We start from the raw sequence: 10,901 nt of genomic DNA, 5'->3' as shown, positions 1-10,901 counted from the left end.
CGGGTGCCTTGGGAACGACGATCGCCGGCGACCTCAGCGGCACTGCGGAAGTGGACGGCCGACTCGGACTGCTGCTGCAGAATCCGGCCGACTCGATCGTGGCTGAGCGGATGGGACGCGACGTGGCCTTCGGGCCGGAGAACTTGGGGCTGGAGCGTGCTGAGATCTGGTCGCGCGTCGACGCCGCACTGGAGGCAGTCGGCCTGTCCTACGGGCGTGACCACTTCACGGCCGCGTTGTCAGGCGGCGAGCTGCAGCGGCTTGCCTTGGCCGGCGTGCTTGCGCTGCAGCCGGATGTGCTCCTGCTGGACGAGCCGACCTCGATGCTCGACGCAGCCACCGCGACCACGGTGCGAGCGGCCATTCTCGATGCGGCCGGTGATCGGACGATGGTCGTCGTCGAACATCGCCTCGGGCCGTGGCTCGACCACGTCGACCGAGTGATCGTCGTGGCCCCGGGCGCACAGATTGTCTTCGACGGTTCCGTGGAGGACTTCAGGACCGGGCCGCCGCCAGCGGGCATCTGGATGCCGGGAATGGCCACCCCCAGGCCGCTGGTCGTCCCCACGGAGCTGGTGGCGCCAGTCGGAGCTACGAATCTGGTCAGGGCGACCGCCGTGTCGGTCGAGCTGGCGACCCGCACGCTGCGCGGAACCCAACGCACGCTGGCTCTCGATCGATTCTCGGCTGAGGTACGGCCCGGAGAGCTCACGGCTTTCACCGGTCCCAGCGGATCTGGGAAGTCCACGGCGTTGGCGGTGCTCGGTGGCTTGATCAAGCCCTCGGCCGGCAGCGTGACGCCGGCCTTCGCTGGCCGGCGCTCCCGCGGCCTGGCGATCGACGTGGGCTGGGTGCCGCAGAATCCCGAACATGGCTTCTTGACCTCCACGGTTGAGCAAGAGGTCGCCTTGACGTCAGGACTGGTGGGCCGCCCGGTCGACGTCAAGGCGGTGCTCGACGTCTTCGGGTTGGAGAAGTACGCCCGGACCAGTCCCTTCCGCCTCTCCGGGGGCGAGCAACGCCAGCTAGCGCTCGCGGCGGCGTTGGCCCATCGGCCGAGTGTGGCCCTGCTCGACGAACCCACGGTCGGCCAGGACCCGCGGACCTGGGCTGCCGTGGTGGGTTGGATGGACGCGGCCCGGCGGGCCGGAGCCGCCGTTGCGGTGTCGACGCACGACGCCGATGTGCCGCTCGACGTCGAGCACCGCATGGAAGCGGGGTCGGTCCGGTGAGGTCGTGGGTGCTGAACCTCAATCCACTGGTGCAGCTCTCGTTCGGGCTGTTCTCCCTGGTGGGTTCGTTCTGGATCAGGAGCCTGCCCGTGGCGCTGTGCGCGGTGGCCGCGTACGCCCTGATGGCCATCGTCTTCCTGCCCGGGTGGCGCTACCCGCTGGCATGCCTTGGGTTCACGGTGTTCGCGGCCGTCACGATCGTCTATTCCACCTGGCGCCTCGGTGGTCGGGACTGGGAAGAAGCCCTCGTGGCGGGACTGCGCATCGTGGTGCTGGCCTGGCCGGGGTCGGTGATGGCCGGCTACCTCGACCCGGCGCGGCTGTCGGACCATCTGGCGCAGTCACTCAAGCTTCCGGCTCGCCTGGTGGTGGCGTTCTCGGCGGCGATGCAGCGATTCGTCAGCTTCGGTCACACGTGGCAGGCATTGGATCGGGTGCGTCGCGTGCGCGGAACCGGGCCGGGGCGGAACCCGGCGGCGCACGTGAAGCACGCCGCCTCGATGTCCTTCGCGCTGTTGGTGCATGCCATGCGGGGAGCCTCGACCAGCGCCGTGGCCATGGACGCCAGAGGGTTCGCCACCGCACAGAACAGGACGTGGGCCGAGCCCGCCCGCTGGACCCGATCGGATCGAGCAGCCCTGGCCCTGGCCGCGGCTCTGGGCGTCGTCCCCCTCGCCGCGCGCCTCCTCTCCGCCGGCGGGATGATCTAGCGCGTTGACGTTGCAACGGGCTAGGGTGCGAACTAAGCAAGCGCTTAGTCCCGATGACCCGCCCCTGGGAGGACCAGTTATGCCCCGCGTGTTCGACAGCCTCGATGAGTTCACGGCTGCTGCCGGCGAAGAGCTCGGCACCAGTGACTGGGTCACGGTGACCCAGGAGCAGATCAACACCTTCGCCGAGGCGACCGGTGACCACCAGTGGATCCACGTTGATGCAGAGCAGGCCGCGAAAGGTCCATTCGGCACGACGATTGCTCACGGCTATCTGACGCTGTCGCTGCTCCCGGTGTTCAGCAGCCAGATCTACCACGTGAAGAAGCTCGCGATGGGCGTCAACTATGGCGCCAACAAGGTCCGATTCCCCGACCCCGTCCCGGTCGACTCGCGCCTGCGCGCCACAGCAACGCTCAAGGAGACCTCGACGATCGCCATCGGCACCCAAGCGGTCATCACCTTCGTCGTCGAGCGAGAAGGAGGTACCAAGCCGGTCCTGATCGCCGAGGTCGTCTACGTGATGGCTGCCCAGAAAGACAGCGGAGCCTGACATGGATTTCGCGCACGACGCCAAGACGCTCGACCTGATCGAGCGCACCCAGGCGTTCATGGACGAGGTCATCTACCCCGCCGAGGCCACCGCCAAGGAGCAGATGGAGGCCGCGTACGTCCATGACACGTGGACCTTCCCCGCGGTCATCGATGACCTGCGTGCCGAAGCCCGCCAGCGTGGCCTGTGGAACTTCGCGCTCCCCGGAGCGCCGGAGGAGGGCGGCCTGACCAACCTGCAGTACGCACCGATCGCCGAGCTCACCGGCCGCAGCATCCAGATCGCCCCCGCTGCGCTCAACTGCAGCGCTCCGGACACCGGCAACATGGAGGTGCTGCACATGTTCGGCACCGACGAGCAGAAACAGCAGTGGCTGCGTCCCCTGCTCGACGCACAGATCCGCTCGGCCTTCGCCATGACCGAGCCCGACGTCGCCTCATCAGACGCCACCAACGTCGAGCTGTCCATCGTGCGCGACGGCGACGAGTACGTCATCAACGGACGCAAGTGGTGGATCACTGGCGCGATGAACCCGGACTGCAAGGTCTTCATCGTGATGGGCAAGACCGATCCGTCCGCTGAACGACACCGTCAGCAGTCGATGATCCTGGTCGAGCGCGACACCCCGGGCCTGGAGATGGTGCGCGGCATGCACGTGTTCGGCTACCACGATCGCGATCACGGCGGCCACGCCGAGCTGCGGTTCACCGATGTACGCGTGCCGGCGAGCAACTTGATTGCCGGTGAGGGCGAAGGCTTTGCCATCGCCCAGGCGCGTCTGGGACCCGGGCGCATCCACCACTGCATGCGGTCGATCGGACTGGCCGAGCGAGCCATCACGATGATGTGTGAGCGAGCCTCCTCTCGCGTGGCGTTCGGCAAGCCACTAGCCGAACAGGGAGTGATTCGCGACTGGATCGCCGAGTCCCGCGTGAAGGTCGAGCTGCTGCGGCTGCTCTGTTACAAGGCAGCCTGGCTGATGGACACCCACGGCAATCGGGCCGCGCACTCAGAGATCCAGGCGATCAAGATCGCCACGCCCAAGACGGTCGAGTGGATCCTCGACAAGGCGATCCAGACGCACGGGGCCGGCGGCCTCAGCCAGGACTTCCCGTTGGCCGAGATGTTTGCGGGGATGCGCACGCTGCGATTCGCCGATGGACCGGACGAGGTGCACAAGAACGCCCTGGCGAAGGCCGAGCTGAAGCGGCAGCTGCGCTGATGGAGGTGACGGGCGCCTCTGCCGTGGTGACCGGCGCGGCCGGTGGGATCGGAGCGGCGCTGGGGCAGCGGTTGCTCGAGCGCGGAGCTGGCCTGGTCGTCCTGTCTGACCTCGACGCGACGCGTCTCAGCGCCACCGCCGAGGCAATGGCTGCCGAGCACGGTGTCGATCGTGTGGCGCACCTCGCGGCCGATGTCACCTCGGAGACGGCCATCGAGCAGCTGGCCGATCTGGCCGGCGGGGTTCCGGACATCTTCATCGCCAATGCCGGCATCTTCAGCGGCTTCGGTCTGGAGTCCACCGACGCCGAGTGGGCCGCGAGCCTGGACGTGAACCTGATGTCGCACGTGCGGGCCGCGCGGGTGTTGGTCCCGCGGTGGCTCGACGAGAATGGCGGCTGCTTCGCCGTCACGGCCTCTGCCGCCGGGTTGCTGACCCAGCTCGGATCACCGACCTACGCCACCAGCAAGCGTGCGGCCGTCGGCTTCGCTGAGTGGCTCGCCGCCACCTACGGCGATCGGGGTGTGCAGGTCGCGGCGCTGTGTCCGATGGGCGTGCGCACTCCGATGACCGAGAACGGTGATGTCGCCGAGGGTGATGCCGGTGTCGCCCACGGTGCCGTCTCCTCGGCCGGCGACATGATGGACCCGCTCGATGTCGCCGACGTGCTGCTCGACGCCATCGAGGGCGGTCAGTTCCTCGCCCTGCCGCATGCGCAGGTCGGTGAGATGTACGCGCAGAAGGCGGCCGACCCCGATCGCTGGACGTCAGGCATGCAGCGCTTCCGTCGTTCGCTGGAGCGCTGAACATGTCTGGTGGGTGTGCGAGCTAGGTCGTCCGTGCCGCGATGGCTTCGCGCATGATCTGTGCCATGGCGGCGTAGCCAGCGTCATTGGGGTGGAAACGATCGGCGGCCACGCGCCCGGACCAGCTGCTGAGCCGGGGATCGCGAAACTCGGCTGTCACCAGGTGCGGGGCCGACGTGATGGTCCGGTTGAACTCGGTGGCACCTCGTCGAGGGCCCGGCTGGGTGGCCATGACCGACCCGGCCGGCAGCCGTTCGATCAGGGTGGCGAGATCGTCGCGCAGCGTGCTCCGCGCCTGCCGATTGAGCAGATCGTTGCTGCCGATCATGACCGTCACCAGGTCCGGTGTGACGCCCAGAGACTCCATGGTGGGCACTTGGCGCTCGAGCAGGTCGGTCACCAGGCCGCCGGAGACTGACAGGTTGATGAGCCGGTGGTGCGGGAGCGCGTCCGCGACCCCAGCGGTCCAGCCCCGGTCGTGCGCGGTGGCTCCGATGCCCTGCGTCATGGAGTCGCCGAGTGCGACCCACAGCGGGCCGTCCGCCTCGAACGCTGCTCGGTTGTGTGCTTGCCACGCCTCCGCGTACGGAACGACCTGAGCCTGTACGTCGCGCACGCCGCGGAGCACGCGGCTGGCCAGCGAGATGAACGGCCCGGGGGGTCGGCCACTGAGGTTGGAGTAGTCGAAGGCGGCGTTCTGCACGAGCAAAGTCAATCATCACGGTCCACACGTCGTAGGCTGATCTGGTGCCTTCCCCGAACCCGTCGCATCCGGTGTGGATGCGATTCGCCGTCCTCGCCACGAGCTTCGTCAGCGTGGTGTTCGTGCTCGACCTCTCCCTCGACGTCGACGGACCGGCTCGCGGCATGCTTCGCGGTGCGGTGGTGGTGGCCGCTGCCGTGGCCGCTGGAATCTTCTTCCAACAATGGAGCACGACGACGAAGCGAAGCATCCCCCACCACGCCATGGCTGCCTTGGCGATGCTCGGCGGTGCGCTCGTGGCATCGTCGGCCTTCAGCACCGGTGCTGGCGTCCTCGGCAACACCGTCACTGCTTCCCTGGGGCTGGCCGCGCTGTGGATCAGCCTGCTGGCCGCCCGCGCCACCCTCGCCAGCCCGACAGGAGCCAGCCAGCGATGATCGAATTGCTCACGCCTACCCAGATCGATGAGATGCGCCCGGCCGGACGGTTCGTCGCGGACGTGCTCACGCAGGTGTCAGCCGCTGCTGACGTGGGGGTCGACCTGCTCGAGCTCGACGCGTTGGCCCACCAGATGATCAAGGCGCGAGGCGCCGAGTCCTGCTACATCGACTACCACCCCTCGTTCGGAGCCATGCCCTTTGGCAAGGTCATCTGCACGTCGGTCAATGACGCCGTGCTGCACGGGCTGCCGCACCGCTACCAGCTCAAGGACGGCGATCTGCTCAGCCTCGACTTCGCTGTGTCAGTGGATGGTTGGGTGTGCGACTCCGCCGTCACGGTGGCCGTCGGCACGCCGCGCGAGGAAGACCTGAAGTTGGTCGAGCACGCGCAGGAGGCGCTCGATGCGGCCATCTCGGTGGCCCAGCCCGGCAACAAGGTCGGTGACATCTCGGCTGCCATCGGTGCCGTGGGTCGAGCCCATGGTCTCAAGATCAACACGCAGTTCGGCGGTCACGGCGTGGGCCGCACGATGCACGGCGATCCCCACATCCCCAACGACGGGCGGGCAGGCCGGGGCTTCCCGCTCAAGCCCGGCCTCGTCATCGCGATCGAGCCCTGGTTCCTGCACACGACCGACGAGATCCGCATGGACGACGACGGCTGGACCATCCGTAGCGCCGATGGTTCGCGCGGCGCGCACGTCGAGCACACCATCGCGATCACGGACGACGGGCCGGTCGTCATGACCGCTCGCACCGGATAGCAGCGACGCGACTCACGCCGCGTGTGGGCGCCTGAGCCAGGGCGACGCAGCTTCGACCTGTGCGCACAGCGCGAACAGAAGGTCGTCGCGTCCAGGGTGGGTCGCAAGCATCACTCCGACGGGCAGGGGCGTGTCCCCGGCCGTCCAGTGCAGCGGCAGTGACGCGGCCGGCTGGCCGCTCATGTTGTACAGCCCGGTGTACGGGGTGAACAACAGCTCGCGCCGGTGGTCTTCCACGGGGTCGCCCGATTCGTTGAACCACTCGACGTGCTGTGGCGGCAGGGCGAGGGTTGGGGTCAGCATGGCGTCGAACGGGCCGAGGTCGGTCACGACCGTCCGAGTCGTCTGCTCCAGGTAGGTCATCGCTCGCGAGAGCTCGACGGCTGACGTCTGCAGGCCTCGCTGCCGCCAGTACCGGGTGTTGGGTCGCAGCAGCTGTTCTGCCTCGGCCGCGACGGGTGCCGCCGCGACACTGCTGGGCCAGATGAGGTTGAACTGTGTCTCCAGCTCCCGCGGGAACGGGTTGGGCACGTCGACGACGTCGTGCCCCAGAGACTCCAGCAGCCGGCTGGCGCTCTCCCAGGCGGTCACCGCCTCGGACGACGGTTCGACTCCTGGCAGGTGCGTGCCAGACCAGCGCGCGATGCGCAGAGGGCCGGGATCTCGACCAACCCATGAGGTGAAGGGCTCGGGCGGTGCTGGCAGGGGACGGACGTCGCCGGGCATGGGCACCGCCATGGCGTCGAGGAGAGCCGCTGCGTCTCGCACGGTCCGGGTGATCGGGCCGCTGACCGCCAGCCCGGCCCAGTCGCTGCCGTCGGGCCCTGAGCTGACCCGGCCGCGGCTCGGTTTGAATCCGAAGACCCCGCAGGCGCTGGCGGGGATGCGGATGGAGCCGCCGCCGTCGCTGCCCGGAGCGAGCGGCAGCAGCCGCGCTGCCACCGCAACTGCTGCGCCGCCGCTGGACCCTCCGGCATTGCGGGTCGGGTCCCACGGGGTGCGGGCTGGCCCGACCACGTCGTTGTCGGTGTACGAGGAGAGTCCGAACTCAGGGGTGTTGGTCTTCCCCAGGCTCACGAAACCGGCCGCCTCGACGAGGGTGACCAGGTGGGCGTCGAGATCAGGCACCTGGTCGCGCAACAGTGCCGATCCCATCGTCGTGGTGACCCCGGCGGTGGAGGTCAAGTCCTTGAAAGCGGTGGGCACGCCGAGAAAGGGGGGTGTGGTGTCCTTGTCTGCGAGCCGCGCGTCGGCATCGGCGGCGCGCGCGAGGGCGCGTTCGTGGGTCACCGTGATGAAGGCGCCGAGTGCGGCGTCGTGGGCGTCGATGCGGTCCAAGTGGTGCTGCACCAGCTCGACCGCAGACACCTCGCGGGAGCGCAGCGCGGCGGACTGGTCATGGGCGTCGAGGTCGTGCAGCTCGGCCATGCGTCGACCCTAGTCCGGCCGGCACCACGACATCGGGGGCCGCCTAGAATTGCCAGGTGGCCACCCCCAAGGTCCTTCTCTTCTACGCCTTCGCCGAGCTGCCCGACCCCGAGGCCGTCCGGCTCTGGCAGCACACCCTGTGCCAGTCGCTCGGCTTGCGCGGGCGCATCATCGTGGCGCCGCACGGCATCAACGGCACGCTGGGAGGCGACGTCCTCGAGATGAAGAAGTACGTGCGCGGCACCAAGTCGTATGCGCCGTTCCATGACATCGATTTCAAGTGGAGCGAGGGCCGCGCGCTCGACGACGGCAGCACCGCCGACTTCCCCCGCCTGGTCGTCAAGGTGAGACCCGAGCTGGTCACCTTCGGCGCGCCCGATGCGGTACGTCTGGACGGGCATCGAGTCGCGGGTGGAGGCACCCATCTGAACCCGCAACAGCTGCATGAGCTGGTGCAGCGTACGGAGGTGGTGTTCTTCGACGGCCGCAATCGGATCGAGTCGTCTGTCGGACGGTTTGCAGGAGCCGTCGTGCCGCCGGTCGACACCACCCGCGAGTTCGTCGAGCTGCTCGACAGCGGCGCGTACGACCACCTCAAGGACAAGCCGGTGGTCACCTACTGCACGGGTGGCATCCGGTGCGAGATCCTCACGCCGCTGATGCGCGAGCGCGGATTCAGCGAGCTCTACCAGCTCGACGGCGGCATTGCCACGTACGGAGACGCGTTCGGCGACGACGGACTCTGGGAGGGATCCCTGTACGTGTTCGATGACCGGATGACGGTGGACTTCTCTGACCATGCGGCTGTCATCGGTCGCTGCGATGGCTGCGAGGTGGCGACGAATGCAGTGGTGGACTGCGCCGATGCGTCCTGCGTCAGCCAGTTCGTGCGGTGCCCAGTGTGCGCTTCGCGTGACGCCGGCTGCGCGGACCACCGGGCAGCCTGAGCGCCCTGGTCACTGAGCCCAGGTCCAGCTGTCCATGACGCTGGTGACCACATCTTCGCGCACGGCCTTGTCGACAGTGGGCGCGAAGGAGAAGGCCACGATGTAGCCGCTGTCGCCATGAGCGGCGGTGACTTCGACCGTGAGCACATCGATGCCCCGGACGTCTTGCCGGTAGCTGAGACGTACGCCCTGCTCGCCGTCCACCTCGAATTCGCCGAGGGACTTGATCGATGTGGCGTCGGCCTCCGAGAGTGCGGACTCGCGGGCGTCCTCCATCTGGGCTGGAGTGAACTCGGTCAAGGTGGTGTCTGCGACGACATGGACGTTCATCGGGTAGCCGTCGACCATCTGATCAGAGGTGCCCAGCAGCAGGGCTCCACTGGCGTCCGGGCGCTCGGTCCAACCCTCGGGCAGCGTCAGCGCGAAGGAATCGCGTCCCACCAGAGTGCCCGGGGTGGGCGAGGCCGTGGGGTCGGTCGAGGTGCTGGTCGAGGGCGATGGAACCGGCTCGGGATCGCCGGTGCATGCCACCAGGAGGAGGGCGGCCACCGCGACGATCACAGCCGAACACAGTCGAGACACCATGGGCGCGATGGTAGTCGACCCCGGAATAGGACTGACGTGGACGTAGTTGATAAGGTTGGACTCAAGTCAGTTGATGAGACTTCTTGAACTTCCACCACAGCAGCACTTCACACACCCATAGCAGGAGGAATCACCATGGCCCGTGCGGTCGGAATTGATCTCGGTACCACCAACTCAGTCGTCGCCGTGCTCGAAGGCGGCGAAGCCACCGTCATCGCCAACGCCGAAGGCGCCCGCACCACTCCGTCGGTCGTGGCTTTCGCCAAGGATGGCGAGGTCCTCGCCGGCGAGGTCGCCAAGCGCCAGGGCGTCACCAACGTCGATCGCACCATCCGATCGGTCAAGCGCCACATGGGCACCGACTGGACCACGGACATCGACGGCAAGTCGTTCAACCCCCAGCAGATCTCCGCGTTCATCCTGCAGAAGCTGAAGCGCGATGCCGAGGCGTACCTGGGCGAGCCGGTCACGGACGCGGTCATCACCGTGCCCGCGTACTTCAACGATCATCAGCGCCAGGCCACCAAGGAGGCCGGCGAGATCGCCGGCCTGAACGTCAGCCGCATCGTCAACGAGCCCACGGCGGCCGCGCTGGCCTACGGGCTGGACAAGGGCGAGGACCAGACCATTCTCGTCTTCGACCTCGGCGGCGGCACGTTCGACGTGTCTCTGCTCGAGATCGGCGAGGGCGTCATCGAGGTCAAGGCCACCAGTGGTGACAACCATCTCGGTGGCGATGACTGGGACGAGAAGGTCGTCGACTGGCTGGTCGCCCGCTTCAAGAGCTCGACCGGTGTCGACCTGACCAAGGACAAGATGGCCATGCCACGCATCCGCGAGGCTGCCGAGCGCGCCAAGATCGAGCTGTCCAGCTCATCCAGTACCTCGATCAACCTGCCGTACATCACGGTGCAGGACGGCAATCCCGTCTTCCTGGACGAGACGCTGACCCGCTCGGAGTTCGAGAAGCTCACCGCTGATCTGCTCGAGCGCACCAAGAAGCCGTTCCTGAACGTCATCAAGGACGCAGGCATCAGCGTCGACCAGATCGATCACGTGGTCATGGTCGGCGGCTCCACGCGCATGCCGGCCGTCACCGAGGTCGTCAAGAACCTGACGGGTGGCAAGGAGCCCAACAAGGGAGTCAACCCCGACGAGGTCGTGGCGCTCGGCGCCAGCCTGCAGGCCGGCGTCCTCAAGGGCGAGGTCAAGGATGTCCTGCTGCTCGACGTCACTCCGCTGAGCCTCGGCATCGAGACCAAGGGCGGCGTGATGACCAAGCTGATCGAGCGCAACACCACGATCCCGACCAAGAAGTCCGAGGTCTTCACCACCGCTGACGACAACCAGCCCTCGGTTGCGATCCAGGTGTACCAGGGTGAGCGGGAGATGGCTGCGGGCAACCAGCAGCTGGCCACGTTCGAGCTCACCGGACTGCCCCCGGCGCCGCGCGGCGTGCCCCAGATCGAGGTCACCTTCGACATCGACGCCAACGGCATCGTCAACGTGTC

12 protein-coding genes are annotated in these 10,901 nt (G+C 67.7%); 9 read left to right on the top strand and 3 right to left on the bottom strand.

From position 1 onward, the window contains the following. From WB508_RS06390 to WB508_RS06370, 5 genes are all read left to right on the top strand, one after another. Positions 1 to 1,232, top strand: a 1,232-nt coding sequence (locus tag WB508_RS06390; RefSeq protein WP_423844048.1) for an ATP-binding cassette domain-containing protein, incomplete at its 5' end; no start/stop codon positions are given. Further along, positions 1,229 to 1,942: an energy-coupling factor transporter transmembrane component T family protein gene (locus WB508_RS06385; RefSeq protein WP_423844047.1), complete on the top strand. Its 714-nt coding sequence runs from the start codon at positions 1,229 to 1,231 to the stop codon at positions 1,940 to 1,942. The genes WB508_RS06390 and WB508_RS06385, both read left to right, overlap by 4 nt. 79 nt (positions 1,943 to 2,021) lie before the next feature. Continuing rightward, entirely contained in the window at positions 2,022 to 2,495 is a 474-nt protein-coding gene (locus WB508_RS06380) for a MaoC family dehydratase (protein ID WP_423844046.1), read from the top strand. Position 2,496: 1 nt separating this feature from the next. Continuing rightward, positions 2,497 to 3,717, top strand: a complete 1,221-nt coding sequence (locus WB508_RS06375; protein WP_423844045.1) for an acyl-CoA dehydrogenase family protein — start codon at positions 2,497 to 2,499, stop codon at positions 3,715 to 3,717. After that, entirely contained in the window at positions 3,717 to 4,523 is an 807-nt protein-coding gene (locus WB508_RS06370) for an SDR family NAD(P)-dependent oxidoreductase (protein WP_423844044.1), read from the top strand. Before WB508_RS06375 ends, WB508_RS06370 begins: the two co-directional genes overlap by 1 nt. A 22-nt stretch (positions 4,524 to 4,545) precedes the next feature. Here the strand turns inward: WB508_RS06370 and WB508_RS06365 are convergent, their stop codons facing one another. Continuing rightward, positions 4,546 to 5,226 (bottom strand): SGNH/GDSL hydrolase family protein, encoded by a 681-nt coding sequence (locus WB508_RS06365; protein WP_423844043.1) that lies wholly within the window; start codon positions 5,224 to 5,226, stop codon positions 4,546 to 4,548. A 44-nt stretch (positions 5,227 to 5,270) separates the two neighbouring features. Between WB508_RS06365 and WB508_RS06360 the strand changes: the two genes are divergently transcribed. Continuing rightward, positions 5,271 to 5,663, top strand: coding sequence for a hypothetical protein (locus tag WB508_RS06360; RefSeq protein WP_423844042.1), 393 nt, complete (start codon positions 5,271 to 5,273; stop codon positions 5,661 to 5,663). After that, a complete protein-coding gene (map, locus tag WB508_RS06355; protein ID WP_423844041.1) occupies positions 5,660 to 6,430 on the top strand; it encodes a type I methionyl aminopeptidase in 771 nt (256 codons plus the stop codon). Before WB508_RS06360 ends, map begins: the two co-directional genes overlap by 4 nt. Positions 6,431 to 6,442: 12 nt before the next feature. Here map and WB508_RS06350 read toward each other — a convergent pair whose 3' ends face one another. Then, a complete protein-coding gene (locus tag WB508_RS06350) occupies positions 6,443 to 7,858 on the bottom strand; it encodes an amidase (protein ID WP_423844040.1) in 1,416 nt (471 codons plus the stop codon). A 56-nt stretch (positions 7,859 to 7,914) separates the two neighbouring features. On the opposite strand from WB508_RS06350, the gene WB508_RS06345 reads away from it, so the two are divergent. Beyond that, positions 7,915 to 8,805, top strand: coding sequence for a rhodanese-related sulfurtransferase (locus tag WB508_RS06345; protein ID WP_423844039.1), 891 nt, complete (start codon positions 7,915 to 7,917; stop codon positions 8,803 to 8,805). A 9-nt stretch (positions 8,806 to 8,814) separates the two neighbouring features. Here WB508_RS06345 and WB508_RS06340 read toward each other — a convergent pair whose 3' ends face one another. Then, positions 8,815 to 9,390: a hypothetical protein gene (locus tag WB508_RS06340; protein ID WP_423844038.1), complete on the bottom strand. Its 576-nt coding sequence runs from the start codon at positions 9,388 to 9,390 to the stop codon at positions 8,815 to 8,817. A 135-nt stretch (positions 9,391 to 9,525) separates the two neighbouring features. On the opposite strand from WB508_RS06340, the gene dnaK reads away from it, so the two are divergent. Continuing rightward, on the top strand, positions 9,526 to 10,901 hold a 1,376-nt coding region (gene dnaK / locus WB508_RS06335; protein ID WP_423844037.1), incomplete at its 3' end, for a molecular chaperone DnaK.

It is taken from the genome of Aeromicrobium sp. (assembly GCF_049586495.1).
Lineage (GTDB): Bacteria > Actinomycetota > Actinomycetes > Propionibacteriales > Nocardioidaceae > Aeromicrobium.
The sequence above is the reverse complement of the archived record's forward strand: the minus strand, read 5'-3'. Positions and strand labels throughout refer to the sequence as shown.

Coding starts and splice junctions, on each gene's coding strand:
- WB508_RS06370 (WP_423844044.1), top strand. CDS start 3,717: ATGGAGGTGACGGGCGCCTCTGCCGTGGTGACCGGCGCGGCCGGTGGG.
- map (WP_423844041.1), top strand. CDS start 5,660: ATGATCGAATTGCTCACGCCTACCCAGATCGATGAGATGCGCCCGGCC.
- WB508_RS06380 (WP_423844046.1), top strand. CDS start 2,022: ATGCCCCGCGTGTTCGACAGCCTCGATGAGTTCACGGCTGCTGCCGGC.
- WB508_RS06350 (WP_423844040.1), bottom strand. CDS start 7,858: ATGGCCGAGCTGCACGACCTCGACGCCCATGACCAGTCCGCCGCGCTG.
- WB508_RS06375 (WP_423844045.1), top strand. CDS start 2,497: ATGGATTTCGCGCACGACGCCAAGACGCTCGACCTGATCGAGCGCACC.
- WB508_RS06340 (WP_423844038.1), bottom strand. CDS start 9,390: ATGGTGTCTCGACTGTGTTCGGCTGTGATCGTCGCGGTGGCCGCCCTC.